The sequence below is a fragment of the Vibrio sp. YT-18 genome (genome assembly GCF_033337345.1).
Taxonomy (GTDB): Bacteria; Pseudomonadota; Gammaproteobacteria; order Enterobacterales; family Vibrionaceae; genus Vibrio; species Vibrio alginolyticus.
This window is the reverse complement of the sequence record NZ_JAWOQO010000004.1, coordinates 268694-294480: the sequence shown is the minus strand read 5'-3', so window position 1 is coordinate 294480 and position 25787 is coordinate 268694. Positions and strand designations below refer to the sequence as shown.

Annotated in this window: 25 protein-coding genes; 17 read left to right on the top strand and 8 right to left on the bottom strand. The window is 45.3% G+C overall.

Going from position 1 to position 25787, the window contains the following annotated elements:
• The first annotated feature begins 27 nt into the window (after positions 1–27).
• On the top strand, positions 28–2070 hold the full coding sequence (prlC, locus tag R7M72_RS08215; RefSeq protein ID WP_017635033.1) for an oligopeptidase A: 2043 nt from the start codon (positions 28–30) through the stop codon (positions 2068–2070).
• A 66-nt stretch (positions 2071–2136) separates the two neighbouring features.
• On the opposite strand, the gene asnC is transcribed toward prlC, so the two are convergent.
• Positions 2137–2601, bottom strand: coding sequence for a transcriptional regulator AsnC (gene asnC, locus R7M72_RS08210; RefSeq protein ID WP_005389595.1), 465 nt, complete (start codon positions 2599–2601; stop codon positions 2137–2139).
• A 113-nt stretch (positions 2602–2714) separates the two neighbouring features.
• On the opposite strand from asnC, the gene R7M72_RS08205 reads away from it, so the two are divergent.
• The 3 genes from R7M72_RS08205 (at position 2715) to R7M72_RS08195 (ending at position 7468) form a co-directional block, all read left to right on the top strand.
• Positions 2715–5840, top strand: coding sequence for an EAL domain-containing protein (locus R7M72_RS08205; RefSeq protein ID WP_318056127.1), 3126 nt, complete (start codon positions 2715–2717; stop codon positions 5838–5840).
• 89 nt (positions 5841–5929) lie between these two features.
• Positions 5930–6709, top strand: a complete 780-nt coding sequence (locus R7M72_RS08200; protein ID WP_025768285.1) for a class I SAM-dependent methyltransferase — start codon at positions 5930–5932, stop codon at positions 6707–6709.
• A gap of 186 nt (positions 6710–6895) precedes the next feature.
• On the top strand, positions 6896–7468 hold the full coding sequence (locus R7M72_RS08195) for a hypothetical protein (protein WP_017821113.1): 573 nt from the start codon (positions 6896–6898) through the stop codon (positions 7466–7468).
• 69 nt (positions 7469–7537) lie between these two features.
• Here the strand turns inward: R7M72_RS08195 and R7M72_RS08190 are convergent, their stop codons facing one another.
• Positions 7538–8416: a carboxylate/amino acid/amine transporter gene (locus tag R7M72_RS08190; protein WP_017635030.1), complete on the bottom strand. Its 879-nt coding sequence runs from the start codon at positions 8414–8416 to the stop codon at positions 7538–7540.
• Positions 8417–8480: 64 nt separating this feature from the next.
• Positions 8481–8906 carry a universal stress protein UspA gene (uspA, locus tag R7M72_RS08185; RefSeq protein ID WP_005379165.1) on the bottom strand — a complete coding sequence of 142 codons (426 nt, stop codon included), beginning with the start codon at positions 8904–8906 and terminating at the stop codon, positions 8481–8483.
• A 282-nt stretch (positions 8907–9188) separates the two neighbouring features.
• On the opposite strand from uspA, the gene ftnA reads away from it, so the two are divergent.
• From ftnA to R7M72_RS08170, 3 genes are all read left to right on the top strand, one after another.
• Positions 9189–9716, top strand: coding sequence for a non-heme ferritin (ftnA, locus tag R7M72_RS08180; RefSeq protein ID WP_005379167.1), 528 nt, complete (start codon positions 9189–9191; stop codon positions 9714–9716).
• 91 nt (positions 9717–9807) lie between these two features.
• Positions 9808–10131: a universal stress protein UspB gene (gene uspB, locus R7M72_RS08175; RefSeq protein WP_005379169.1), complete on the top strand. Its 324-nt coding sequence runs from the start codon at positions 9808–9810 to the stop codon at positions 10129–10131.
• 180 nt (positions 10132–10311) lie between these two features.
• A complete protein-coding gene (locus R7M72_RS08170) occupies positions 10312–11505 on the top strand; it encodes an NAD(P)/FAD-dependent oxidoreductase (RefSeq protein WP_005382944.1) in 1194 nt (397 codons plus the stop codon).
• Positions 11506–11598: 93 nt separating this feature from the next.
• On the opposite strand, the gene R7M72_RS08165 is transcribed toward R7M72_RS08170, so the two are convergent.
• A complete protein-coding gene (locus R7M72_RS08165) occupies positions 11599–12942 on the bottom strand; it encodes a sigma-54 interaction domain-containing protein (protein ID WP_005382945.1) in 1344 nt (447 codons plus the stop codon).
• A 436-nt stretch (positions 12943–13378) separates the two neighbouring features.
• Here R7M72_RS08165 and R7M72_RS08160 point away from each other — a divergent pair, with 436 nt between their 5' ends.
• The 5 genes from R7M72_RS08160 (at position 13379) to R7M72_RS08140 (ending at position 16702) form a co-directional block, all read left to right on the top strand.
• Positions 13379–13930, top strand: a complete 552-nt coding sequence (locus R7M72_RS08160) for a BON domain-containing protein (RefSeq protein ID WP_005379174.1) — start codon at positions 13379–13381, stop codon at positions 13928–13930.
• A gap of 45 nt (positions 13931–13975) precedes the next feature.
• Positions 13976–14152 carry a DUF1328 family protein gene (locus tag R7M72_RS08155; RefSeq protein ID WP_005379177.1) on the top strand — a complete coding sequence of 59 codons (177 nt, stop codon included), beginning with the start codon at positions 13976–13978 and terminating at the stop codon, positions 14150–14152.
• Between the two features lie 8 nt (positions 14153–14160).
• Complete coding sequence (locus R7M72_RS08150; RefSeq protein ID WP_005379178.1) at positions 14161–14358, top strand: hypothetical protein; 198 nt, start codon at positions 14161–14163, stop codon at positions 14356–14358.
• Positions 14359–14461: 103 nt separating this feature from the next.
• The gene (locus R7M72_RS08145; protein ID WP_005379185.1) at positions 14462–14893 is read left to right on the top strand and encodes a hemerythrin domain-containing protein; all 432 of its coding nucleotides are present in this window, start codon (positions 14462–14464) and stop codon (positions 14891–14893) included.
• 144 nt (positions 14894–15037) lie between these two features.
• Positions 15038–16702: a diacylglycerol kinase family protein gene (locus tag R7M72_RS08140; RefSeq protein WP_318056126.1), complete on the top strand. Its 1665-nt coding sequence runs from the start codon at positions 15038–15040 to the stop codon at positions 16700–16702.
• Between the two features lie 202 nt (positions 16703–16904).
• Here the strand turns inward: R7M72_RS08140 and R7M72_RS08135 are convergent, their stop codons facing one another.
• Together R7M72_RS08135 and R7M72_RS08130 are read right to left on the bottom strand one after the other, a co-directional pair.
• A complete protein-coding gene (locus R7M72_RS08135; RefSeq protein WP_005379193.1) occupies positions 16905–17303 on the bottom strand; it encodes a hypothetical protein in 399 nt (132 codons plus the stop codon).
• Positions 17304–17451: 148 nt separating this feature from the next.
• A complete protein-coding gene (locus R7M72_RS08130; protein ID WP_005379194.1) occupies positions 17452–17889 on the bottom strand; it encodes a DUF2383 domain-containing protein in 438 nt (145 codons plus the stop codon).
• Positions 17890–18250: 361 nt separating this feature from the next.
• Between R7M72_RS08130 and R7M72_RS08125 the strand changes: the two genes are divergently transcribed.
• The 4 genes from R7M72_RS08125 to R7M72_RS08110 are packed head-to-tail and all read left to right on the top strand — an operon-like array spanning position 18251 to position 20492.
• Positions 18251–18499 carry a hypothetical protein gene (locus R7M72_RS08125; RefSeq protein ID WP_005379196.1) on the top strand — a complete coding sequence of 83 codons (249 nt, stop codon included), beginning with the start codon at positions 18251–18253 and terminating at the stop codon, positions 18497–18499.
• Between the two features lie 48 nt (positions 18500–18547).
• The gene (locus tag R7M72_RS08120; protein WP_033905884.1) at positions 18548–19060 is read left to right on the top strand and encodes a hypothetical protein; all 513 of its coding nucleotides are present in this window, start codon (positions 18548–18550) and stop codon (positions 19058–19060) included.
• On the top strand, positions 19050–19376 hold the full coding sequence (locus R7M72_RS08115; RefSeq protein ID WP_005379200.1) for a hypothetical protein: 327 nt from the start codon (positions 19050–19052) through the stop codon (positions 19374–19376). The genes R7M72_RS08120 and R7M72_RS08115 overlap by 11 nt, the downstream gene beginning before the upstream one ends.
• A 45-nt stretch (positions 19377–19421) precedes the next feature.
• The gene (locus tag R7M72_RS08110; protein WP_005379202.1) at positions 19422–20492 is read left to right on the top strand and encodes an AI-2E family transporter; all 1071 of its coding nucleotides are present in this window, start codon (positions 19422–19424) and stop codon (positions 20490–20492) included.
• Positions 20493–20510: 18 nt separating this feature from the next.
• On the opposite strand, the gene R7M72_RS08105 is transcribed toward R7M72_RS08110, so the two are convergent.
• Together R7M72_RS08105 and R7M72_RS08100 are read right to left on the bottom strand one after the other, a co-directional pair.
• Entirely contained in the window at positions 20511–22958 is a 2448-nt protein-coding gene (locus R7M72_RS08105; RefSeq protein ID WP_318056125.1) for an EAL domain-containing protein, read from the bottom strand.
• Positions 22959–23152: 194 nt separating this feature from the next.
• A complete protein-coding gene (locus R7M72_RS08100; RefSeq protein WP_262600258.1) occupies positions 23153–24058 on the bottom strand; it encodes a DMT family transporter in 906 nt (301 codons plus the stop codon).
• Between the two features lie 168 nt (positions 24059–24226).
• Here R7M72_RS08100 and rmuC point away from each other — a divergent pair, with 168 nt between their 5' ends.
• Positions 24227–25759 carry a DNA recombination protein RmuC gene (gene rmuC / locus R7M72_RS08095; RefSeq protein WP_033905890.1) on the top strand — a complete coding sequence of 511 codons (1533 nt, stop codon included), beginning with the start codon at positions 24227–24229 and terminating at the stop codon, positions 25757–25759.
• Positions 25760–25787: the final 28 nt, after the last annotated feature.

The window sequence follows — 25787 nt, the reverse complement described above, 5'->3', positions numbered from 1 at the left end:
AGAGTCAAAACACAAAAGGAATTATTCATGTCTAATCCTCTTCTGACGTTTACGGACCTACCTCCGTTTTCTCAAATTAAACCAGAACACATCAAGCCTGCCGTTGAGCAAGCGATTGCTGACTGCCGAGCAAAAATCGATGAAGTTCTACAAGACAACGCTCACCCAACTTGGGACAGTGTGATTGCGCCAATTGAAGAAGCGGATGATCGCTTAAGCCGCATCTGGTCGCCAGTGGGTCACATGAACTCGGTAGTGAACAGCGAAGAGCTACGTGAAGCTTACGAAAGTTGCCTACCAATTTTGTCAGAGTACGGCACTTGGGTTGGTCAGCACAAAGGGTTGTACGAAGCGTACAAAACCATCAAAGCGAGCGAAGAATTTGCAACGTTAACTCGTGCCCAGCAGAAAACCATCACTGATGCACTGCGTGATTTCGAGTTATCAGGCATTGGTTTGCCATCCGATGAGCAGCACCGTTACGGCGAGATCAGCAAACGTATGTCTGAGCTGAGCTCTAAATTCTCTAACAATGTGCTGGATGCCACCATGGGTTGGACCAAGCACATCACAGACGAGAAAGACCTAGCAGGTATGCCAGAATCGGCGCTGGCAGCAGCGAAAGCTGCCGCAGAAGCAAAAGAGTTAGATGGTTACCTCATTACGCTAGATATCCCATCTTACCTACCTGTCATGACGTACTGCGATAACCAAGAGTTGCGTAAAGAAGTGTACGAAGCGTACGTGACGCGCGCTTCTGATCGAGGTCCAAACGCAGGCAAATGGGATAACTCAGAAATCATTACTGAGCAGCTAAAACTGCGCCATGAAATTTCACGTATGCTAGGTTTCAATACTTACAGTGAAAAGTCGTTAGCAACAAAGATGGCTGAAACGCCGGATCAAGTGCTGGGCTTCCTGAATGACCTAGCGACACGAGCGAAACCGCAAGGTGAACGTGAAGTCGAAGAGTTACGTCAGTTTGCGAAAAGTGAGTTTGGTGTTGAAGAGCTGAACGTTTGGGATATCGCTTACTACAGCGAGAAACAAAAGCAGCACCTGTTCCAAATTTCGGATGAAGAACTGCGCCCATACTTCCCAGAGTCAAAAGTCGTGAGCGGTCTGTTTGAAGTGCTAAACCGCGTGTTTGGCATGACCGTTACTGAGCGCGAAGGCGTAGACACTTGGCATGAGTCCGTGCGCTTTTTCGATATCTTTGATGCTGAAGGCACACTCCGTGGCAGCTTCTACCTAGATCTCTACGCTCGTGAACACAAACGTGGCGGCGCGTGGATGGATGATTGTCGTGGTCGTCGCGTTACGCTATCTGGCGAGCTGCAAACGCCGGTTGCGTATTTAACGTGTAACTTCAACCGTCCTGTAGGCGACAAACCAGCACTGTTCACGCACGATGAAGTCGTGACGCTATTCCATGAGTTTGGTCATGGAATCCACCACATGTTGACGCAAGTTGATACAGGTGCTGTTTCAGGTATTAATGGCGTGCCTTGGGATGCGGTTGAGCTACCAAGTCAGTTCCTAGAAAACTGGTGTTGGGAAGAGGATGCGCTGGCGTTCATTTCTGGTCACTATGAGACAGGTGAGCCGCTACCGAAAGCGATGCTAGATAAAATGCTCGCAGCGAAAAACTTCCAATCTGCGATGGGTATTTTGCGTCAGCTAGAATTCGGCTTGTTCGATTTCACGCTTCACACTGAATATGACCCAGAAGTGGGTGCGCGTGTACTGGAAACTCTGGCGAAAGTGAAAGAGAAAGTCGCGGTAGTTCCTGCGGTTGAGTGGGCGCGTTTCTCACACAGCTTCGGCCATATTTTTGCTGGTGGCTACAGTGCGGGTTACTACAGCTACCTATGGGCTGAAGTGCTGTCGTCAGACGCGTATTCTCGCTTTGAAGAAGAAGGCATCTTCAACAAAGAGACGGGTCTAAGCTTCCTGAACAACATCCTAGAAATGGGGGGCAGTGAAGAGCCAATGGAGCTGTTTAAGCGCTTCCGTGGCCGCGAGCCACAAATCGATGCACTGTTGCGCCATTCGGGTATTGCGGCGTAAATTGAGCAAAAAACATCAAGGCCAACCGAACGGTTGGTCTTTTTTGTACATTTTTTATAAAAAATTTTACGGATTTACGTTGCGGTTGATCGGGTTCTGCAACGATATCAATGTCTCCGTGGACTGAACCTCATCAATGGCTTGCAGCTTGTCGATCAGTACAAATTGCAGCTCTTCAATCGATTTGCACATCAATTTGACGAATATGTTATACGCGCCCGTGGTGTAGTAAGCTTCAACGACTTCGTCGAGCGCGTTGAGTTTTTCTAACGCGGAGTGGTAATCACGAGCTGCATTGAGGTTAATACCAATAAAGCAGCACACATCGTAGCCAAGCTTTTTAGTATTGATGATCACCTCCGTTCCTTCGATGATGTCCGCCGACTTCATCTTCTCGATACGCACATGGATAGTGGCAGGGCTGACATCGAACTGCTTTGCCATTTCTGCGTAGGGCGTTCTGGCGTCAGCCATCAGTGTTTTTAATATTGCGCGGTCAAGGTCGTCGAGTTTCGGCAGGCTCGCATTCATACTATGATTTCCGTTAGGGATAGAGTTTTACCTCCCTTTTATACTCATAGCGGATAGGATTCACAAGGTTTGGCAGGAGTAACTGCGGGTTAACTCCGAGCTATGGAGATAATGTGCAGCGTTTTCTGGTTATTGCCGCGCTATGTTGGAGCGCGTTTGCTACGGCCTCAGATCCGAAGGTGTTGGTCGTGCACTCCTATCATCAGGGTTTTTTCTGGACGGACTCCATACAGCGAGGCATCGAGCAACAGCTGGGCGATCGAGCGCTGGACATGCGTGTGCTCTATCTAGACTCGAAACGTAACCAGAGTGAGCAGTTTTTTGCACAACTAAAATCCTTATATCTTACGAAATTACGCAAAGAGCGATTCGATGCCATTTTAGTGAGCGATAACAATGCGCTTGAACTCATGCAGCGTTTAGCCCCAATCATCAAAGACACCCCAGTTATATTTAACGGCATTAATAACTACCATCCTTCTTTACATCGTTCTCTGAATGCAACCGGAGTCATGGAAGATGTCGATTTGGAAGCGAATCTCGCTCTTATTGAGCGCTTACATCCGAACTACACACAAGTTCTCATCGTCAGTGACCACTCGGTGACCGGTGAGGTGTTGCGTTATCAAATCGACAATTTTGTCCTCAAGTTCCCGCAATATCGAGACAAAATCGTACAAGTTGTCCCAGACAGTATCATCGATCTAAAACAACAAGTCGCAAAACTGAGTTCCGATAAAGTCGTCTTGTTCTGGACCTATTACCGAGATAAACAAGGTATGGTAGGCAGCGAGCGTGACTGGGTTGGTGTCAACAAAGTCTCAAACGCGCCGCTGTTTATGGTGCATGACATTGGTTTGGGTCATGGCGCAGTTGGAGGGGTTATTCAAAGTGGTTATCTGCATGGTATTGAGAGTGCAGAGATGCTTGAATTCGTTTTGGATAACCCTGATCAGCCTCTGCCAGCCGTGAAAAAAAGTGATTCTGAAATAAAGCTCGATTACCAAGCGGTAGCGCGTTGGGGATTGGGGGCTGAACAAGAGGTTTCTGCGGTATTTTTTAATAAGCCAATGAAGCTTTCTGAACGTTTTGCCAAGGAAATTCGCCTGTTTGGTAGCCTGTTTGTGGTGATGTCGGTGGTCATTTTGCTGATGGGTTATTATTTACAGCGGATGCGTCGAAGTGAGAGCGCTGTGCGAGAAAGCCAGGCTATTCTAGAATCGATTTTCGATCAGAGCATGCAGTATATGGGCATTTTGGATGCCAACGGTGTGCTTAAATCGGGCAACGATCACCTTCAATCCTTACTTTATCACCAAGGACTGCGTTTAGACCGACCACTTTGGTTTCACCCCAACTGGAGTGAAAAAGCACAAGCGTTGCTTGAGGAGTATTTCCACGCGCCTCACCATCAAGTGTCGACGTTTGAAGCTGAAATTTGGAGTAAAGAACACGGCGCATTGGTGTTAGAAGTTTCGCTCAAGCCTTTTTCTCAGCAAGTAGGGAATCATAAGCAATACTTGTTTGAAGCGCGCGATATTACCAGTCGTAAATTGATGGAGGACAAGCTCTACCAACGTGAGTCAACCTTACGCAACTATTACGAGCAGCAGCCCGTGATGATGGTGACACTTGATAGTAATAACCGAATTCAAGAAGTGAATCGATTTGCTCAACTACTTCTTGGCTACAAACCGATGGACATGCTCGGACATCGCCTGAGGGAGTTCTATTTTGATGACAAAGTGCTGTTCCCTCGCCAAGTGTTATTGCAACCCAACCAGCAAGTGCATGGTGTTTGGCGACGTGAAGTCGAGTATCGTCATGCAAATGGTCATCGTGTTTGGGTGCGCGAGAATATTCGTCCGCTGAGTGAATCTGAGCAACTGCTGATTGTGGGCGAAGATATTACCGAAACCAAACTGCTCTCCGAGAAATTGGAATACCAAGCTCGCTATGACTTACTGACGGGGACTTACAACAGAAACCATTTTGAACTAGAGCTTAAGACCGCACTGTGCGAAGTGGACAGCCATCGTCGAGTCCACGCCATGCTGTACCTCGACTTAGATCAGCTAAAAGTCCTCAATGATACGGTTGGGCATGATGCAGGTGATGCGGCGATTCAATTCTGCGCCAGTATGCTGGAAGGCGTTCTGCCGTACAATTCCATCTTGGCTCGAATGGGAGGCGATGAGTTTGCGGTGTTACTCAAAGACTGTGACGAATATGGCGCCATCAATATTGCCAAACTGATCATCTCGACACTAAGCGAACACCTCTTTATTTGGGAAGACACACGCCTGTTCATCAGTTGCTCAATTGGTATCCGTATCATCGATCATACCGCTGATACGCCACAAATGGTGCACGCTCAAGCAGACTCTGCTTGTCACGCCGCTAAAGAGCAAGGCCGTAACCGCTATAATCTATTCAGCTTAGATAACGAAGAGTTGCAGCGTCGTCAGATGGAAATGCAGAGCGTCAATTTGGTGCATGAGGCATTGTCGAATCAACGTTTAGAACTGTTTGCTCAACCGATAAAAAGCTTACAAAAGCACGAGACTCAAATGTATTTTGAGATTTTGGTGCGTATTCGCAATGGGTACGGTGATTATGTTTCTCCTGCGCTGTTTATCCCTGCTTCCGAGCGCTACAACATTGCCCATTGGATTGATAAGCAGGTTATTACTCAAACGCTAGAGTGGTTTGAACAGCGTCCTGAGGTGATTGAACAGCTTGGTCGCTGTTCGATAAACCTTTCAGGTCAATCTATGGGGAATCAAGAGTTTATTGACTTCTTATTGGAGCGATTGGAAAGTTCGACTCTGCCGTGTGAAAAAATCTGCTTAGAAATCACCGAGACAGCGGCGATGAGCAATCTGGATCAAGCCATTGAGCTGTTTACCAAGCTAAAGGCTTTGGGTTGCATGATTGCATTGGATGATTTCGGATCTGGATTGTCTTCATTTGGTTACTTAAAGAAACTTCCTGTCGATATCGTGAAAATTGATGGTCTTTTCGTGCAAGATATCAACGTAAATGAAATGGACCGCGTGATGGTTCGTTCAATCAATGACTTGGCGAAACAACTAGGCAAAGTGACGGTGGCGGAGTTTGTCGAAAATGACCAGGTCATGCAGCATTTGATAGACCTCGGTGTGGACTACGGCCAAGGCTACGGTATTGGTCATCCTAAGCCGCTTTCTGAGCTAGTGGAGCAACTGACGGTTGTATAACCTCTGCGTAGCAAGCTCAACCTAGCATTAATAGGTAACTTAGGTATACACTCAGCGCCAGTTACCTCGATTTTTATTGGAGCCTCCTTTTGCAACTGCAATTGATCTGTGAAAACCTGTCTCAACAATCTCATCTTGATGAACTCGCTGCGCGTTGGCGGCTTTCTCATACTGACGATAGCGATTTTGCTTTGGTGCTAACCACCGAGCGTTTGGAGCTACGTAAAGTGGATGAGCCAAAGCTGGGTGCAATCTTTGTGGATTTGATTGGTGGTGCGGTCGGTCATCGTCGCAAGTTCGGTGGTGGTAAAGGTCAGGCAATTGCGAAAGCGGCGGGGTTGAACAAAGGGGCAACGCCAACCGTGTTAGACGGCACGGCAGGTCTTGGTCGTGATGCGTTTGTGCTCGCCTCACTAGGTTGTAAAGTGCAGATGGTCGAGCGTCATCCAGTCGTTGCGGCTTTGTTAGATGATGGCTTGGATCGAGCGAAACAAGACCCAGAAATCGGCACCTGGGTATCTGAGCGCATGTCGCTAATCCATGCTTCTAGCCATGATGCGTTGGAACAATTGGCGCAAGATAAAGACTTTGTCCAGCCAGATGTGGTGTATCTTGACCCGATGTATCCGCATCCAGAAAATAAAAAGAAGTCGGCGCTCGTGAAAAAAGAAATGCGCGTTTTCCAATCGTTGGTTGGCGCCGATTTGGACGCCGATGGCCTACTAGAACCAGCCATGGCGTTAGCCACAAAGCGTGTAGTAGTTAAACGCCCAGACTATGCTAACTGGCTGAACGAGAAAAAACCGACCATGGCGATTGAAACGAAAAAAAATCGCTTCGATGTCTATGTTAAAGCATCGATGGCATAACTTCCTGACGGCTCAACTTTTCTTGTCACAGTACGGTGTATCGTGCTGTGACTCAGCTTCTCTTTCCTCGTCTCTATTGATAGTTTTCTCTTGCTAATTCCCTTTCCTGACTGTATATCTAACTAAGAATTATTATTATTTCACTTGTTGTGATGCGGTCGATAACTGGGAAGCTGGAGTAGTAGAATGGCTAAACGTTTATGTAAAATGAGTCGCAAACAGATCGCGGCAGAACTTGGTGATATCCATCGTTTAGTTGTCGCACCAAAATTCGTTTGTCGTTCTTGCGCACGCTCTTCATCGGCCAAAGATACCCTTTGTAAGCCAGCCGCAATTCCTCCACAAAAATGCCAAGACAAGCCATTGAGTGAGCAACAAGCATGTGGCTTATTGGTTGAAGCTCTGCCATCACAAGCGATTCCAGTGACCACTAAACAAAGCAACGAAAAAGCCGCGATTGTGAAGCGTGTTGTTGAGCGCGTGAAAGAGAAAAAACAAGCCGAAAAATCTCCGGAGCCAGTAAGAGCCGACGCATCAGTATGGTTTGATTTAGCGGATAAAAAATCGCTCAAGAAAGCGAAAAAAGCACTGAAAAAGCACTATAAGCAGCAAAAGAAGTTGCTAAAAGTGGCGAAAAAACAACAAAAGTTACTTAAGCGTCAGCGTAAACTGGAAGCGCGTAATGCGAAACTAGAAGTGTTGCTGCCAACGCCACCTAATGCTTTGATGAACGCAATCTCACAAGCCAAAGTGCATTAATCAAATAAAAAAACGCTCTCCAGTCGGAGAGCGTTTTTTATTGTCGAAATGTTTATAGGATTAGCTGCGTTACTTATTGGCGTAGCTCATCTCTACGCGCTTTTTCACCCAGGTTTCGTTAATCCATAGGGATAGCATGATGATCGCACCGCCAATGGCGAGTCGCATGACATCAACATCGCGGTTCCAAATCACAATGTTTACAATCAAGCCCGCCGGAACCAATGCATTGTTCATTACTGCCAGTGCACCTGCGTTCACCATAGTCGCGCCTTTGTTCCAAGCAAAGTAACCAAAACCAGAAGCAATCAACCCAAGGTATGTCAGAATGCCCCATTGTGTTGCAGTGGTAGGTAGTTTGTCGAGGTTACCCATGAGCGCGAAAGCCACGGTTGCTACACAAAGTGCACCTAAGTAGAAGTAGCCAAACACGGTGTGTTGTGGCAAATCGACGGGTTCACTCTCCATGATATATTTGTAGCCCACCTGACCGATGGCAAAGCAGAGGTTTGCTCCTTGTACGACCAAAAAGCCCAGTAGGAAATCTTCATTAATGCCTGCAAATTTAATCCAGGCGGCACCAAATACGGCTATTGCAGCGGTAACTAAGTACCAAGGTGAAAAGCGACCTTTCAAGAAGTCATAGATTAGCGTGACGTAAATGGGTGTGAATACGGTGAACAGCAATACTTCTGGCACGGAAAGGAGCAAAAAAGATTGGTAGTAGAAGCAATACATCAAGCCGAGCTGGAAGCCACCGACGGTCATCAGTTTCGCGATCAGGGGTTTGCTAACGCCACGGAATTTCAAAAAGGGAATGAAAACCAGGCTCGCCAGTGCCACGCGCATGAACACCGAGAACCAAGAATCAACCTGACCGGCGAGGTAAACGCCGATCAGGCTAAATGAGAATGCCCAAAGTAGGGTAACTGCGGATAGATAAGCCATGGATGAGAATCTTTATCAACAACAAATGTGCCCGCAGTCTAACCAAGTTTTATCGCTGCGCCAATCAGTCTTTTAGCGGTACGACCAGCATATCGACTGGTGAGCAGTTAATCAGCTGTCGAGTCGAAGATAGAATCTTGCTCCAGAAATCTTGGTGATGACCACAAACCACCAAATCAATACTGTAATCTTGAATGGTATCGCACAGCTCATTACTCAAATCGCCACTACCGACTAAAGTATGGGCAATTGGGTATTGCGCATATTCAGCGAAGTTTGCCAATTGTGTGCGCGATGCTTCCATTGCTTGATGTTGCGCTTCTGCCATATTGATATCGATAAGCCCGGTGTAGAGTTCTGCGTAGTTCACGTCGATGTGAATAAAAGAGACTTTCGCATCCAGAGGTTTAGCCAGTGATACGGCTTTCTTAATCAACACTTTACTGTCGTCTGAAAGGTCGACTGCCACAAGTATGTGTTTGTAACTCATATTGCTATCTCCTTGTAAGGTCATAGTTTTAGATTAGCACCAACCCCAAAAAAAATTTGCTGAAGTGATCTCATATCGGTGCCGTAGGTACAAAGTCTTGTCTCAGTAATCATGTTATAGTGGCGTTATACCCAAGTGACTTTGATATGCTGAAATAAGCGTAGTGTTACTGACTAGAGTTGAAGTGAAACTTCGCCGTGTCTGCCAGACCAAGCTATTCTCGCAGCGTCATTTATTTCGAGGTTACTTGGGTATATTGCATGCACAATAATAGGAGTTAACATGCTGTCTCAAACTATGGTCGAACAATTGAATGAGCAAATTAACCTAGAATTTTTCTCATCCAATCTATACTTACAAATGAGTGCTTGGTGTGAAGACAAAGGTTTTGAAGGTGCGGCTGAATTTTTACGCGCTCACGCCGTAGAAGAAATGGAGCACATGCAACGCCTATTCACTTACGTGAGTGAAACTGGCTCAATGCCAATCTTAGGCGCTATTGATGCGCCAAAGCATGACTTTGCGAGCCTAGGTGACGTTTTCCGCGAGACATTTGAACATGAGCAAATGATCACGGAAAAAATCAACAAACTGGCGCACGTTGCATTTACTAGCCAAGACTACTCAACGTTTAACTTCCTACAGTGGTACGTGTCAGAACAGCACGAAGAAGAGAAGTTGTTTAAAGGGATTTTAGATAAGATCGAACTGGTAGGTGAAGACGGTAAAGCGTTGTTCTTCATTGACAAAGATCTAGCACAAATGGCGAAAGAAGGTTCATCTTCAATCATGGATGCTCCAGCTGCGTAAACGCGTTTTGGGACGTTGTAAGTAGCGGGTAAAGACGAAGTGTTGATCGTCTTTTTCTCTTGAGCATTGTTGAAGATGTAGGGAGGAAAAGATGATCAGTGGAGACACAATCTTATTTGCGCTAATGGTGGTAACTGGAGTTAATATGGTCCGGTATCTCACCGCTCTTCGTTCTCTAATTTATATCATGCGTGAAGCGCATCCGCTGTTATATCAGCAAGTTGATGGTAATGGTTTTTTTACCACTCATGGAAATGTCACCAAGCAGGTGAGGTTGTATCACTACATTAAAAGTAAAGAATATCATCATCACCACGATGAAATTTTTACTGGTAAGTGTGAAAGAGTGCGTGAATTGTTTGTTCTATCGACCGCGTTGCTCGGCGTGACGCTACTTGCAGCCTTCATTCTCTAAGAGTCAATAATCTAGATAGTTGTTCTGTCTGAGATTTTGCGGACATACAGAGCGCTTAGAGTTTAAGCGCTTTTCCCTTTCGGTATTTGTCGGTAGAATGTCGCGCCTAGAAAGCAAGGATGTGCAATGTGCACATCCTTTTTTATTTTGATTCGATACCAATCAGTCTAAGAGCTACCGATGAGTAAGAAATTTGATGTTGTTGTAATTGGCGCAGGCGCAGCAGGTTTAATGTGTGCTGCAGAAGCAGGCAAGCGAGGCCGCCGTGTTTTGGTGCTCGATCATGCTAAAAAGCCAGGACGTAAAATCCTTATCTCGGGCGGTGGTCGTTGTAACTTCACTAACTACGACGTTTCAGCTAATCACTATTTGTGTCAAAACCCGCACTTTGTTAAGTCGGCGCTCTCCCAATACACTAACTGGGATTTCATCTCGATGGTGTGTAAACATGGCATTGAGTTCGAAGAGCGTGATCACGGCCAGTTGTTTTGTGTCGATGCATTTACGGCCAAAGATATCGTGAAGATGTTGTTAGCTGAGTGTGACATGCCGAACATCGAGCAGCGTTACCAATGCGATGTTCATTCGATTGAAAAAATTGATGAAGGCTTTCGTTTGCATGCTGGTACTGAGATTGTCGAATGTGAGTCTTTAGTTATCGCAACAGGTGGCTTGTCGATGCCAAAACTGGGAGCGACACCATTTGGTTATAAAGTCGCGGAACAATTTGGTCTTCGAGTTATCCCAACCACGGCAGGTCTTGTACCATTTACTCTGCATAAAGAAGACAAAGAAGACTTTGCTGAGTTATCTGGTATCGCGGTACCTGCGGAAATTACGGCTGAAGATGGCACCATGTTCAAAGAAGCCCTGTTGTTCACACATCGTGGGTTATCTGGTCCAGCAGTGTTACAGATTTCTTCATTCTGGCGGGCCGGACAAAAGGTGTTGATCAATCTTGTGCCAAACGATGATGTTGCTGAGTTATTAGAACGCAGTCGTGAGAAGCATCCAAATCAGTCACTCAAGAATACGCTTGCCAAAGTGCTGCCTAAGCGTCTGGTTGAAGTCTTAATTGAACGTAAAGAGCTAGTCGATAAACCGCTAAAACAGTTCAATCAAAAGGAGCTTGCGGCGATTGTGGAGCGCCTAGAGCATTGGGATATCGCCCCGAATGGCACTGAAGGCTACCGAACTGCGGAAGTGACACTCGGCGGTGTCGATACTGATCACTTATCCTCGAAAACCATGGAATGCAAAGACATTAAAGGGCTTTATTTTATTGGTGAGGTGATGGATGTGACTGGTTGGCTAGGGGGCTACAATTTTCAGTGGTGCTGGTCGAGCGGTTTTGTTGCGGGGCAGTGGGTTTAATCAAACACCAAACGCAGCCTAACTGCATAAAAGATAAGATACAAAAAGAGCACTGAGTTGTATTCAGTACTCTTTTTGTATTCTCATAGCGAGTTACTCGTCTTGATACTTTTCGAGTTTGTTATAGAGCGTTTTCACGCTAATGCCTAACTCCTGCGCTGATTCCGTTTTATTGCCTTGATTCTCTTCAAGGGTATTGAGAATGGCGGCTTTTTCTAGCTCTTCTAGCGAAACGCCCGCCGGAACAAGGTCTTCGATGCTGGTGCCTGTTTCCAATGGTGGTGTGTCGAAGATCAGGTGTTCATCTCGGATGGTGTCATCAGCCAAAATAAATGCACGCTCGATCGTGTGTTTGAGCTCACGGACATTACCTGGCCAGTCGTGTGCAGCGATTTTTTGGATCGCAGAGTCAAGAATCGTTTTGGTTTTTGCCTCATTGGCGTTGCGGTGCGCAATAAAGTGCTTGGCCAGACCGACGATATCACCGCCTCGTTCTCGCAGTGGCGGTATCGTTAATGGGAAATGCGATAAGCGGAAAAACAGATCTTCACGCAGGAACTGCTCCTCAATGGCGATTTTAGGATCACGGTTTGTAGCAGCAATGATGCGAGTATTAGCGATATGAACTGTATTACTGCCAACTGGGCGATACTCTCCGGTTTCTAGCACCCGCAATAGCTTCACTTGATGCTCGATAGGCATCTCGGTGATTTCATCTAAAAATAGGGTGCCGCCCTCTGCCTGCTTAAATACACCTTGGTGAGTTTTATTTGCTCCGGTAAAAGCGCCTTTCTCATGGCCAAACAGTTCACTATCAACCAATTCAGGGCTAATGGCACCACAGTTAATCGCTATAAAGGGCTGCTGTTTACGCTCACTCGCTAAGTGGATGGTCTGCGCCACCAGTTCTTTGCCTGATCCACTTTCACCGACAATAAGGACGTTGGCTTCTGTTTTAGCAACGCGCCTGATCATACGATAGAGCTGATGCATCGGAGAGGAAGAGCCGACCAAAAGACCAAATTGGTCAAGATCGCTGGTGGACACTTTACGCCCTTGATCTTGTTTGTGTTGATAGTACTGGCTGACTTCACTCAGGGTGTCCGTCAGAATGGCAATATCAACGGGCTTTCTGTAGTGAAAAATAGCACCCAAGTTCATCAGCTTATCCAAGTTCTCGTTTGGAGCGCCAGAGCTAATGATGATCAAGTCCATATCGTAGATGTCTTCGATATTAGAAAGACGTTGATAATCTGCACTAGTAAAGTGGGCGACTTCAACAATCGCAACTTCCGGTTTGAGTTGTAGGAAATCTTCAATCCATTGGTCTGCGGCATCGATGTCATGCAGACGAAATTTGTTCAGTTCCTGGCAAGAAGCGATGGCATTTTTAAGTGATGGATCTTGTATTCTTAGAAACAGGCTTGGCATCGACATAGAAATGTCCTCTTTACTATGACAGAAACAATGTACGTGGATTATTCTCACTTCACAAGACAAAATATTGTCAGCATAGATTTAAGGATTTGTTCGGTATTTTTATGTTGTTAGCCCCTTTTTGATATATATCGGTGAGAGCCATCAGTAGATATTTCCTTTTGTTCAGATTTTTATTTTTAAAATAATAAGTTTGCTATTAATTGATTCTGGGGAAATAGCCTTTCTGTTTTATCAGGTTATTTAGGCACAAGTGACGGAGGCTTTATCACCGATTAAAAATTACATTTTTTACGTGTAAATAATTCATGCTTATACTTTATTGCTCATCTCATTTTTACCTCTTTCCTTTATTAGTCAATTAAAAACAATGAGTTATAAAGTTGGCACATGGTTTGCTCCTAGGGAAGTGCAACGTCAATAAAGGAGAATTACCATGAATAACATCGCAGCTAAAATTGTACTTACGTCAGTTCTTGCTACTTCATCTACAGCAGTCTTAGCGAGTGATAAATGGGAAAAAGAATCCATGGACGCTTGGCTAGATGGTAAAGCTGAAACCACACTACTGCTAAACAGCAATCTCAACTCTTTTGATATCAATACCGATGTAGAGAATCAGGTCGTTACCCTTTCTGGTTCGGTAAACAATGATCTTGAAAAATCACTTGCCGAAGAGCTTGTTACTGGTCTTGATGGTGTGAAAAAAGTAAACAACGAATTGTCAGTAGTGAATGAAGGCAAGAAAGAAACTGATTCAGAAGCTTTAGCTACACTGACCGATTCTAAAATCACGACTATAGTTAAAACGCGCCTACTAATGGATACCAATGTGAGTGGTACGGATATTGATGTAACGACAGAACGCAAAACGGTAACGTTGGCAGGTAAAGTTAATTCAGATGCGGAGCATGATCTTGCAATTTCAATTGCAAATAACACCAATGACGTAAATAAGGTGATTGATAAGCTAGAAGTGGTTCAATAATAGCGAGCCGAGTGATTTAACCCACTTTTATTAGGAGGTAACACTATGGTTCGTTGGATGTTTATTTTTCTGGCACTGGCACTAATTTCTGCACTATTAGGCTTTACCGGTATTGCAGGAGCTGCTGCCTCTATCGCGCAAGTGATATTTTACCTATTCCTATTGTCATTAATTGTATCAATAGTGATTGTTCTGCTGGGAAGAAAAAACGTAAATAGATAGGAGATTCCATGCGACTTACGTCATTTATTTACCGTATCGCCGCAGTATTCGGTTTGGTGTTTGCGTTGGCAGCTTGTAGTGAAGAAGGGCCAATGGAACAGGCCGGCAAAAAGATAGATGAAGCCGCCGAAGAAACCCAAAATGCGATTGAAGATGAATGTGAAAACATTAAAGAAAACCTAAACGCTGAAGACCAAGATTGTTAGCCGAATCAGGTTAGGTTTTTACGCATAGCTATGTAAGAGAGGGGCGGTCAATCACCGCCCTTCCTTTTGTCCCAATTGTTTACAATCAGATAAGGAGTCAAAGATGAAAAACATATTTGATGTACTGAAAGAGAGTCATGAAAAGCAGCGCCTTTTACTCGATGCTCTGATGGAAACGTCTGGAGATTCCCCCGCTCGTGAAGAGTTTTACCACAACCTTAAAGAGGAACTCGAACAGCACGCAGCGGCAGAAGAGCGATTTTTCTACGCGCCTTTAATAGATAGCGATAAGACCATTGATCTCACTCGCCATGGCATCGCAGAGCATCATGAAATTGATAAAGTGATTGCACAGCTTGATGCAACCGATATGAGCTCGCCAGCGTGGCTCAACCTAATGAAAACCTTGCGTCACAAAGTGTTGCACCATCTTGAGGAAGAAGAGCAGCGTTTCTTCCAGTTAGCCGGTAAGGTAATGACCGATAAGCAGAAAATGAAACTAGCGGATGGTTATGTTGAAGAGATGGCAAGCTAGGTAGAGTGTTGGACCTTTTCGTGCCATTTCGGCACGGGAAGGCACTCAATCAAGGCGTTTACTCAAGTTCATGTATCCAAGCTCAATCCCCCGCGTATTCTAACTTCCACTAAAAAGTGCACTCGCTGAAGGCAAGGAGAGCGAATGTTTATCATCAAATATTATATTCTTGGCGCTCTGATCAGTTTATTGGCCGCTATATATACGCCTCAAATTATCGTTAGTCTGCTGTTCTTGTGGATATCTCTTTCTTTAGCGTTGGTCAGCGTAGCCTACGTATTCGACATTCCCTCTATTTTTAGAAAAAACCAAGATGGCAAGATTGTCAGGTGGATTCGCTGGGCATTCATTCCATTTTTATTGGGGGCTAGAGCGTATAACGCCTGGGAAAGACGGCGTGATACTGTGCCTCCAATCCAAAAAGTCAGCGACAATTTATACCTATCTCGCCGTTTGTTTCAGAGTGACTTAGATTTTCTCGAATCCAATGAGATCTCTTGTATTGTCGATGTCACCGCAGAATTTGCAGGCCTTGAAAGTGCGATGACCGACAAGCAGTTTCATTACCTTTCGATTCCGGTACTCGACCACAAAGCCCCAACGCTAGAGCGCCTTCGCCATGCGATTAACTGGATTGATACTCAAATCTCGTGCTCGCGGGCTGTGGTTGTGCATTGTGCGTTAGGGCGTGGTCGTTCAGTGTTTGTTGTGGCGGCGTATTTACTGAGCAAAGACCCGTCACTGACGGTTGAATCTGTGATGAAAAAAATCAATGACGTACGTAGTACCGCGAGATTAAATAAATTACAGATTAGGACGTTACGAGCGATCAGTGAAAAAGGCGTACTGGGGCTGGATCAATCCACTTGGATGGTGGTTAACCCTGTTTCAGGTGGCGGCAAATGGGAGGAAAACGAACAGCACTTGATTCGTGAGCTAACCAAAAAATATCGCTTGAGTATTCATCAAACCACCACAAACCTCAGCGCCGAGCAGCTAACACAACAGGCAAAAGAAAGTGGAGCTAAGCAAATCATCGTAGCTGGTGGCGATGGCACAGTAACAGAGGTGGCTAGCCAATTGGTGGATACCGACCTAAAACTCGGTATTGTTCCGCTCGGAACTGCCAATGCGTTATGTCATGTGCTCTATGGCGTTGGCGCAAAATTCTCACCGGTCGAAAAAGCGTGTGAAGCGTTGCTTGGCGGACACTGCCAACGTATTGATACTGCGGAATGTAATCAGCGGCTTATTTTATTGGTCTTAGGCATTGGGCTAGAACAGAAAATGATCGAGCACGCTCAGCGAGAAGAGAAAAATGTTTTTGGACAACTCGCTTACCTCACCGGCTTTTTTAATGCTGTAGTGGCGGAAGAAACGCAAGCTTTAACCGTATCGTTAGACGCTCCAACTGAAGATGGAAACCACGACAAGAATACACAAACGCTTGAAGTCCATAGTTTTGTCGTTGCGAATATCGCTCCATTTAGTACGTTGCTTGCCCAAGGTGGTGATGCGCCGCAGCCTGATGATGGCAAGCTGCATATCACATATTTAGATAACACCGAGTCTTTAGGCGGACGTCTTATCGCATTGTCGGATCTGACATTAACGAGCGTAGGCGCACAGGAAGAATCGACACATTTTCAATACGCGACGGCTCAGAGCGTCACTATTTCTGCGAATAAACCGATTGAGTATGTGATTGATGGTGAACTGTATTCTGATGAGCAACTGGCAATCAAGCTGCGTCCAAAGTCATTGAACGTATTTGTTCCAAGCCAGAGACGTAAATCAGCTTCGCTTTAACACTGTAATCCGCGGATAACGCGCCATTTGCTTCGTATTCTACATGGCGCTTTTTCTGTGTTGTTTGATGATTTGGTGTGCGTCGTAAAAAGGCTATTAAGGTCGCTGCGTAGATGCAGCGGCTTTTTTTCTATCTGCACCTTTTACTAGGTTGATTGGGGATGTGGTTTAAACAAAGTGAAAGAAAGAAGGGCGAGTACAATTACTCACCCTGAGGTAAGTGCTTTTCAATTTCATCGTTTTCAACTTGTAAAGCAGCTAACCAATAAGAAACAAGTGCGGTTAAGTTGGTGTCGTCAATGGCTCTAAGCAGGGCTTTTAAATCATCTAACAGTAATTTATTCATAAAATGCATTTCTTTGTAATTGCCTAACTCGGCAACGCCGTATTCGGTGGCATTTTCTGCAATGAATTGTTCACCATCTTGATCGAAGAACAGCTTCGCCATCTTTTTGATCATCACTTTTTCTATTTTCACGAATCGATATGCCGCTCTTGCGAGTGTCATATGTGATTGCGGGTTAACGAGAGGCAAACACGTTTGGCGATGGTGTGTCATTTTTACGAGTAGCTCCCTTACTCGATTGTTATCCAATGTCATAGTGACCTCTTTATTTATGACTATTGTCGTGGGACATTTCTCGTGATGGTTATGTTAATGCGCCTGTGGGCTTGTCAGAAATGGCCAAAGCAAGTTGGCCATTTCTTTGCTCAATACCGAGCTTTGTTGCAAAGGCGACCACCAGGTTTTAGCTAATAAGGCTGATGCTGCTGAGTTTTTCTTTGCAGCTTTTTATATCGCTACGAACTTTCAGCAGAACCGAGTTATCCGCCTGCTCTGGGTGGGAAGTAATCAAATTCTCAATCTCTTTGAGTACCTTGCTTTCGACACCTTCAAGCTGTTCTAAATACATTGACTCTTTGTCAGAGGACACTTCCTTCATCACGTCGCTGTAAACCTCACGCGCCTTGATGGTGTAGGAAACCGGAGTGTCGTCGGCAGATTCTTCATTGTTACTTGCTAGAGAGTAGGGAGTGAGCTCAATGACTGCACGCTCACGTACTCTGAGCAGTTCTACCAACACATTATTCAAAGAAGTGTTGTCGATGTTCTCGATGGCCTTGTTGTAAATTTCATTTCCGCTTTCGATAAGCTCAATGATTGAGGCGATGTTTTCATTTTTCATATGCCACTCCTTATTTACTGGTGATAGGGGTGTTTGAGCGTATGGAATACAAACACGATGTTTCGTCTTCAGTAGCAGGTTGTATGCCAATGAACTTTAAGTCTTATTAATCAGTGGCTTAATGTCTTGTTTTGCAATAACTTGCTAACAGTCGGTAAGGCGCTAAGAAAAAATTACAAGAATGGCGGGGAAAGCCTGGAAAGAATTACACGTACAGATACGGCTTTTTATCGAAACAAAAATAAAACCAATAAAAAACAATACCTTAAAATTCTGGCATGGATATGGCTTTGTAGGGAGTAAGTGAGGTCAAACATTGTTTCACTTGATTCACTACTCAACTCATTAATGGAGGCTAGTTATGGCTACTACAAAAGAAAGCACAGTAAAACCTCAAGAGCAGTTAGAAGAAGCATATCACTTAGCGGAGCAAGCCACGACGGAAGCTGTTGGCGCGATGAAAGACCAAGCCAAAGAGAAGCTGGATGTCGGTGCACAGCAAGTTCAGCAGGCGACCAAGTCGGCAGAAAATGTAATCAAGGAGCGCCCATTGCTGAGCATAGGCTGTGCCTTCCTTGCTGGTTGGGCGGTTTCGAAGCTGATCAAATAATAGTGGTCACCAAGGATTAAGCCACACAACAGAAAGGCGAGGCTTCACATGAATAACTCAGGGCAAGTTACCAATCAGCAATCAGGCTCGGCGGCTTCAGACAGCGGCCGAGCCCCTGATGGGGCAGAAGAACAGGATATCCAACAAACCATTAATGGTTTGAGCAGCATTCTTGCGCAATTGGACCAACTGACGAAATCGCTAAAAGTATGGTCAGGTTCAACGTTGGATTTGTTCCTCTTGGAGATGAAAGTTAACGTGTCCGCAGTGCGTCAGATTTTGCTGTGTACCGTTGTTTTTACTCTATTGTCGGTATTGTTTGTATTCAGTTTGTGCCTTGCCTCTGGGGTGGTGGCTTATCAGTTAACTGCCAACGTGTATGTTGCCGTGGGTGTATTTATCACATCATTAGGCTTGGCATTATTTGCTTTAGCCTGGTGGCAGAAGCGTTTAGTTGGATTTCTTGGATTCAAAAATACGACAGAACAATTACAGGAGGGGTGGGATGCGCTCGCTACAAAAGCTCAATCGAGCCATGCGGATCAAGCGGATGGAAGGTAAAGCGTCTCTAGAGCAATGCTGTTTGTCGATGGAAATGTTCACGTTTACCACCAAGAAGTTTGTGAGAGAAAACCCTTGGACGACATTAGGCATTAGTGCTGTCGTTGCCGTTACCGCAGCAAAAGCAGGTCGATTGTCTCGACTGACTTCTTCTATTTCGTCAATGGGGCTATTGGTTAGCAGCGTGTCTGATATTACCGATTCGCTCACAAAGCCGGTCGCGGCAGCTTCTCTGGATGAGTCAGATGCGGAGCAAAATGGAAATGCAGCAACACAAGTAAGCAACGCTGCGACGACAGAGGGCGAACCACTCTAATAGCGGATTTCACCGCAAAATTTTCTTACCGATTCTGAGCTTATTATGACAGCGAAATTGAACATTCCTGCCAACACTGCGATTGGCGCAACGCTTCTCGTCCTGTTACTCGTCCCAGGGCTGTATTTTGCCAAGCCAATATTGTTACCTATTGTGCTTAGCACCTTTATTTCTCTGCTGTGCAGCCCTTTCATTAATTATCTTGAAGACAAAGGTTTACCACGTGCTATTACCGTCGTGTTGACGCTGTCATTCCTCGTTGGCGCCTCAATTATTGGTCTTGCCGCCATGTCGGAGCCCGCCAAGCAATGGTGGTCTGAGCTGCCCAGTATCGTGAAAAATGTGTCGCAAGAAGTAAGCGAAGTTACTAAAGCTTCGGCTGATCACCTTAATACTCCATTGAATATCGCCAACGATATGAGTATGGATGAGGTCGGGAACAACACCGTATTTTCTTTGGTAAAAACGCTCGCGACCACTACGCCGACGATTTTGACACAAGCGATGATCGTGCTGTTTATGGTTTACTTTATGCTCAATCATGGACGAAGCTTATTTCGAAAGTCAGTGTCTTACTTACATGGGTTCGCCAAACAGCGCCAAGCGATTGAGTTGGTCAAAGCGCTACAGAAAGACCTATCTCGATACATTGGCACCATCACTTTAGTGAATGCTGGGCTGGGGTTGAGTGTCGGGGCCGTGTTTTTTGTTCTAGGCCTTGAAGATCCATTTCTATGGGGCGCATTTGCAGGCGTGATGAATTTTGCGCCGTACCTCGGCCCTGTCATATCCATGGTGAGCTTTGGCTTTGTTGCTTATCTTCAGTTGGAGTCGGTCAGTTTTATGCTGACGGTGGTGTCTATCTATTTACTGCTCAATTTGATTGAGAGTCAGTTTGTTACACCAACACTATTGGGGAAAAGGTTTAACTTAAACCCGTTAGTGATTTTTGTTTGGCTTGTTTTTTGGGGCTGGCTTTGGGGCGGAATGGGACTATTGATCGGTGTGCCGTTGCTGGTTTGTATCAATATTTTGGTTGATCGTCTAGAGCTATGCCAATCAACCCAAAATCAAGCAAAACAAATCACCTCCGCGGACGTGGCACCGCGAGAGTGACTTGAGGAGCAAGCTGGTTCAACGAAACAGTTTTTCAGCGCTCACTGGCTGACTAAATAAATATCCCTGACCATAAATACAGCCTTTTTCGAATAAATAATCGGCTTGTTCCCGAGTTTCTATCCCTTCCGCGACGACTTTCAACGACAGCGTTTTTCCCATGGCAATAATGGCATTCACAATCGCGTTGCTGTCGCTATTACTTGGGACATCACTGACAAATGAGCGGTCAATTTTCAGTTTGTTGATTGGCAAACCTTTCAAGTAAGACAAAGACGAATAGCCAGTTCCAAAGTCATCCAGAGAAATCTCAATACCCAGTTCTCGTAATTGATTTAACGATGCAATGGCTTGTTGAGGGTCGATCAGTAAAAAGCTCTCTGTGATCTCCAAATCTAACCGTTGGGCAGGGTATCCGGTGTTATCGAGGATGGTACTTAATCGCTGAATGAAATTTGACTGCTGAAGCTGCAACGCAGAAACATTGACGGCGATTTTGCCAAACTCGATGCCCTGGTCCAGCCAAGCATTACCTTGCAAACAGGCTTGTTGTAACACCCACTCACCAATGCTTTGAATCAGCCCTGTTTTTTCTGCAATTGGAATAAAGTCTGCTGGTGGTACAAGGCCAAACTCTGGATGCTGCCAGCGTAATAAAGCTTCCACGCCGACAATCGTATTTTGTTCCAAATTGTATTGCGGTTGGAATTCTAACCGGAGTTGTTGTTTTTCTATTGCTTGATGCAAAGCGGATTGAATGCGTACATGGGATACGGATTTATCGGTCAAATCCGGTGAGTAAAACGCGTAGCCGTTGCGTCCATTTTTCTTCGCTAAGTACATCGCGGTGTCTGCGTTTTTCAGTAAGGTTTCACTGTCTTGACCGTCTCTTGGGTACAAGGCAATACCAATACTTGTCGAGACACGAAGTGAGTCGTGGTTTGCCAAGTCGAATGGTTGCTGGAATACGCTTAGAATATCGCCGACGGTTTCCAGTAAGGCAACATCACTATGGATGTCTGGCAAAATAATCACAAATTCATCGCCGCCAATGCGAGCCACATGCGCATTGAGGTGAAGCACATCTTGCAGACGAATCGCTAACTTAGACAGCAATTGGTCACCACAGAAGTGGCCCATGCTATCGTTGATGTGTTTGAAATGGTCGATATCTAAGAATAGGGTGGCAAACGTCTGCTGGCTTTTGTGTCCGGTTTCGATGTGTTGCTCGAGTAAGCTAAGTAAATGAGTGCGATTAGGTAGATTGGTTAATGGATCGTAAAAAGCCATGCGCTGCAGCTTTTCTTCGTGTGCCTTACGCACAGAGATATCTTCAAACACACAAATGTAGTTAATAAGGTGGTTTTTATCGTCCATTACGGCGCTAATGGTCGCTAATTGCGGATAAATGCTGCCATCTTTCTTTCTGTTGATGAATTCGCCTTTCCATTGGCCTTTGTTTTCGAGTTGATGCCACAACTGTTGATAGAAACCTTGATCATGATGGCCTGAGCGCAGAATTCGTGGGTTTTTTCCTATCACCTCTTCAGAGCGGTAACCTGTAATTTGGGTAAAAGCCGTGTTTACATCAATGATGTTGGCATTGCGGTCTGTAATGACCATGCCTTCTTGCGAATTGTTGAAAATTTGGGACGCTAAGGAGAGCTGCGTTTCTACCATTTTTCGGCGGGTGATGTTACGTGTCATCCCCAGAATGCCGATTAAGTTTCCCGCATGATCACGGACAGGAGACTTAATGGTTTCTAGCCAAGTGGGGTTATTGTTTTCATCAATTTGACGGCATTCTTCAACAATATTTTGCGTGCCCGTGGCTACCACCAATTTATCGGCATCAATGAATTTTTCCGCACGTTCATGGCTAAACAGAGCAAAATCGTCTTTTCCAATGATTTCACTGTTGGTTTTTTGCCACGCATTTTCTACGCTTCGGTTGGTCATCGAATAAAGACCATCTATGCCTTTTATCCATACGTGGTCTTCAAGGCAGTCGATAAACTCTTGTAGTGTTGGTGTTGGCTTTATTTCCGCGCTTTGATGTCGCGTTTGTTCTTGCTGACAGTGCAAGTTGATATCAAAGCTGATCCGCCCCGCGATTGCGCTTAGCCATGCCGAAACAACCGTTGATTGATCATTAGGGTGAGTCAGTGTCAGTACGGCAAGCAATTCGCCATTAGGTAGCCAAATCGGTCCAATGCTCAAGGTTTGCTCTTCAAAGGGGGTATGGCTAACTGTAAAATCTGTCGGCGTAAAGTGATCGACAACTTGCGTTATCACATCGACGATAGCACGATGATTTTGGGTTGAGGTGGACACCTCAGTCGATAGCCACTGCTGAGTATCGCTCAGAGTATAAAGCTGTCCCTGAGCTTGAGTTACATTACAGCATTGTCGCAGAACGTGTTGCCAGTCTGCCATCAAAGGCGAAGGAATAGCGAAGCGAAACATAATTAATAACGAGTCCTAAATCGCCCAAAGGTAATTATATTAGAATCTAGCGTAAGCTATTGGGCTTTGTGAGTATCGTATCCAACGCGTAGCTAAATCCTAGCAGCGTAAAGTGCTTTCTATCATTAAAATGTTATCTATATCTCTTTTTTATCCAACTTATTGCATCGTTTTTTAGGGCTTTTGATAGGTGATTAAGAAGCGTTTACCGCTTTGGTTTTCTTGCCCCATGAGACTTGCTGAATGACTAAGCCACTGATGATCAATACCAGGCCAATCAAGGTTGAAGGGTGAATTTCTTCGCCGATGATGGTAGCTAACAACATGAGTGAGATAAATGGAGAAGCAAAGATCAGATTACTGATACGCGCGGTGTTTTGCGTTGATTTGAGTGCGCTCAGCCACAAAACGAAAGTGATCCCCATTTCAAACAGTCCGACATACGTCACCGCTGCCCAGCCTTTAGCTGAGATTGCCTGCCAGTCAGCACCTTCATAAAGACTTAAACCAATGGCGAATGGAATAGCGACCAAAAAGCCGAGCAGAACGCCAACCACAGGGTCGGCCTTATTTTTGGTATTTAAAATCCAGTAACCGGCCCACAGTAGCGTTGATAGCAGCGCAAGACCAACACCCAACGGGCTCTCAAATTCCATGCCTAAAAGATTGCCTTGTGTGGCAATCACTATCACGCCGACATAACTAAAACCGCAAGCCAGCCAGTCCTTACCACGGATCTTTTGTCCTAAGAAAACAGCAGCCATTAGCGTTAAGGTGATGGCCCAGCTGTAGTTGATCGCTTGAGCCTGAGATGCGGGCAGCAAGTCATATGCTTTGAACAGAATAACGTAATACGCCAAAGGGTTAATCAACCCAAGCAGTAGGTAATACCAAGGGTTTGAGAAAAATGTAGCGCTTAGCTGGCCCAGTTTACCTTGCACACCACAGATTACTGTTAGCGCAATCGCAGAGATGATGCTGGCAATACATAGCATTTGAATCGGCGTAAATTCTGCCAACGTGAGTTTAAATGCGGTTGCAACGGTAGACCAAAGTAATACTGCTGAGAGCCCAAATCCTAGGGCGCGACGCTCGTTCATGATGCCTCTGCGTGATGATGTGCCGCTCGGTTTGGATAATTTGAGCGGAAGAAAGAATATTATAGGAAGGCCTAGTGTATGCGAGGATTTTTCATCCAACAAACTGGACATTTATCCAGTGTCTAAATACCATTGTTATAGATACAAAACACAGGCTAACTCGCTATTATGCAATGGATTCTTGAGTACCAATCTCTCATTCTCTCTTCTCTTTGTGCTGCCACGCTTAGTGGTGTCGCTGCCGGTTGGTGGGTGAAACAGCGTTTTATCACCCAAACTCAGCTTCTCGAGCAACAACTTTTTTCAGAAAAACAGCTTCATCAACAGCAACTTGAACAGGTCAAGCAAAGCCTTGCCGATGCCCAGCAAGAGTTGGATGAATTAGATGATGAGCGCGATAAAGCCGCGTTTGAAGTACGCCAAACACATGGAAAGCTGATGGCAGCAATGGAAAAACTGCGTTACTTCGAGGCTGTAAAGCAAGAGCGCCAGCAATACTTTGATGAGCTTGGTCAAATGCGTGAACACAAATCACGTCTAGAAACGCAGCTGCGTGAACAGCAAGCTCGCCATGAGCAAATTAACCAAGCTAATGCCGAAAAACTGCAAATTTTAGAACAAGCGGAAGCACGCTTGAAACAACAATTTGAGCACTTGGCCAACCAATTGTTTGAAGAAAAAACCGCGAAGGTCGATTTGCAAAACCGTCAGAGTTTAGAAGGCTTGTTGTCACCGCTTAGAGAACAGTTAGAAGGGTTCAAAAAGCACGTTAATGACAGCTTTAGCCAAGAAGCTAAAGAGCGCCATACCCTAGTGCATGAGCTGAAAAACCTGCAACGTTTGAACGAGCAAATGACGCGCGAAGCGGTTAATTTGACCCAAGCGTTGAAAGGGGACAACAAACAGCAAGGTAACTGGGGCGAAGTGGTGCTCGCTAGGGTACTTGCCGAATCTGGCTTGCGTGAAGGGCACGAATATCAGACTCAGGTGAACTTACAAAATGAAGCAGGCAAGCGTTACCAACCTGATGTCATTGTGCATCTCCCACAAAACAAACAAGTGGTTGTGGATTCTAAAATGGCGCTGGTTGCTTATGAGCGCTACTTCAACGCCGAAACTGATGCTGAGCGCGATCAGGCTTTGAATGCGCACTTAGCTGCTCTACGTGCACATATCAAAGGGTTAAGCATGAAGGACTACCACAAACTCAAAGGTATTCAGAGTTTGGACTATGTTCTGATGTTTATCCCGGTTGAGCCGGCGTTCCAAGTCGCGATTCAAGCCGATCCAAGTTTGATCAAAGACGCGATGGAGCAAAACATCATTTTGGTGAGCCCAACAACGTTGCTGGTGGCACTGCGCACCATTGATAATCTATGGCGCAATGAACGCCAAAATGAAAACGCCAAAATGATTGCGCAGCGTGCGACAAAACTCTACGACAAATTACGATTGTTTGTAGACGACATGGAGGGGCTCGGCGGTGCGCTGGATAAGGCGAATCAAAGCTATCAAGGTGCGATGAACAAGCTTGCCACAGGGCGCGGAAATGTGATTCGCCAAGCCGAAAGCTTTAAACACTTGGGAGTTGAAATTAAACGACCGATTTCTTCCGACCTCGCGCAGTTAGCGCAGAGTGATGCATTTTCAGAAAATGACCCGTTAGTAGAAAGACATCCGGCTGAGGATAAAGTAAACTAATCGCCCGCAGTGCAGTGGGCGATTTTAT

Bases quoted from the DNA above. Each gene is read 5' to 3' on its own strand.
- uspA (WP_005379165.1), bottom strand. From the start codon at position 8,906: ATGAGTTACAAACACATACTTGTGGCAGTCGACCTTTCAGACGACAGT.
- R7M72_RS08135 (WP_005379193.1), bottom strand. From the start codon at position 17,303: ATGACATTGGATAACAATCGAGTAAGGGAGCTACTCGTAAAAATGACA.
- asnC (WP_005389595.1), bottom strand. From the start codon at position 2,601: ATGAATGCGAGCCTGCCGAAACTCGACGACCTTGACCGCGCAATATTA.
- R7M72_RS08125 (WP_005379196.1), top strand. From the start codon at position 18,251: ATGGCTACTACAAAAGAAAGCACAGTAAAACCTCAAGAGCAGTTAGAA.
- R7M72_RS08160 (WP_005379174.1), top strand. From the start codon at position 13,379: ATGAATAACATCGCAGCTAAAATTGTACTTACGTCAGTTCTTGCTACT.
- R7M72_RS08145 (WP_005379185.1), top strand. From the start codon at position 14,462: ATGAAAAACATATTTGATGTACTGAAAGAGAGTCATGAAAAGCAGCGC.
- prlC (WP_017635033.1), top strand. From the start codon at position 28: ATGTCTAATCCTCTTCTGACGTTTACGGACCTACCTCCGTTTTCTCAA.
- R7M72_RS08100 (WP_262600258.1), bottom strand. From the start codon at position 24,058: ATGAACGAGCGTCGCGCCCTAGGATTTGGGCTCTCAGCAGTATTACTT.
- R7M72_RS08150 (WP_005379178.1), top strand. From the start codon at position 14,161: ATGCGACTTACGTCATTTATTTACCGTATCGCCGCAGTATTCGGTTTG.
- uspB (WP_005379169.1), top strand. From the start codon at position 9,808: ATGATCAGTGGAGACACAATCTTATTTGCGCTAATGGTGGTAACTGGA.
- R7M72_RS08195 (WP_017821113.1), top strand. From the start codon at position 6,896: ATGGCTAAACGTTTATGTAAAATGAGTCGCAAACAGATCGCGGCAGAA.
- R7M72_RS08105 (WP_318056125.1), bottom strand. From the start codon at position 22,958: ATGTTTCGCTTCGCTATTCCTTCGCCTTTGATGGCAGACTGGCAACAC.
- R7M72_RS08170 (WP_005382944.1), top strand. From the start codon at position 10,312: ATGAGTAAGAAATTTGATGTTGTTGTAATTGGCGCAGGCGCAGCAGGT.
- ftnA (WP_005379167.1), top strand. From the start codon at position 9,189: ATGCTGTCTCAAACTATGGTCGAACAATTGAATGAGCAAATTAACCTA.
- R7M72_RS08140 (WP_318056126.1), top strand. From the start codon at position 15,038: ATGTTTATCATCAAATATTATATTCTTGGCGCTCTGATCAGTTTATTG.
- R7M72_RS08130 (WP_005379194.1), bottom strand. From the start codon at position 17,889: ATGAAAAATGAAAACATCGCCTCAATCATTGAGCTTATCGAAAGCGGA.
- rmuC (WP_033905890.1), top strand. From the start codon at position 24,227: ATGCAATGGATTCTTGAGTACCAATCTCTCATTCTCTCTTCTCTTTGT.
- R7M72_RS08165 (WP_005382945.1), bottom strand. From the start codon at position 12,942: ATGTCGATGCCAAGCCTGTTTCTAAGAATACAAGATCCATCACTTAAA.
- R7M72_RS08110 (WP_005379202.1), top strand. From the start codon at position 19,422: ATGACAGCGAAATTGAACATTCCTGCCAACACTGCGATTGGCGCAACG.
- R7M72_RS08115 (WP_005379200.1), top strand. From the start codon at position 19,050: ATGGAAGGTAAAGCGTCTCTAGAGCAATGCTGTTTGTCGATGGAAATG.
- R7M72_RS08155 (WP_005379177.1), top strand. From the start codon at position 13,976: ATGGTTCGTTGGATGTTTATTTTTCTGGCACTGGCACTAATTTCTGCA.
- R7M72_RS08120 (WP_033905884.1), top strand. From the start codon at position 18,548: ATGAATAACTCAGGGCAAGTTACCAATCAGCAATCAGGCTCGGCGGCT.
- R7M72_RS08190 (WP_017635030.1), bottom strand. From the start codon at position 8,416: ATGGCTTATCTATCCGCAGTTACCCTACTTTGGGCATTCTCATTTAGC.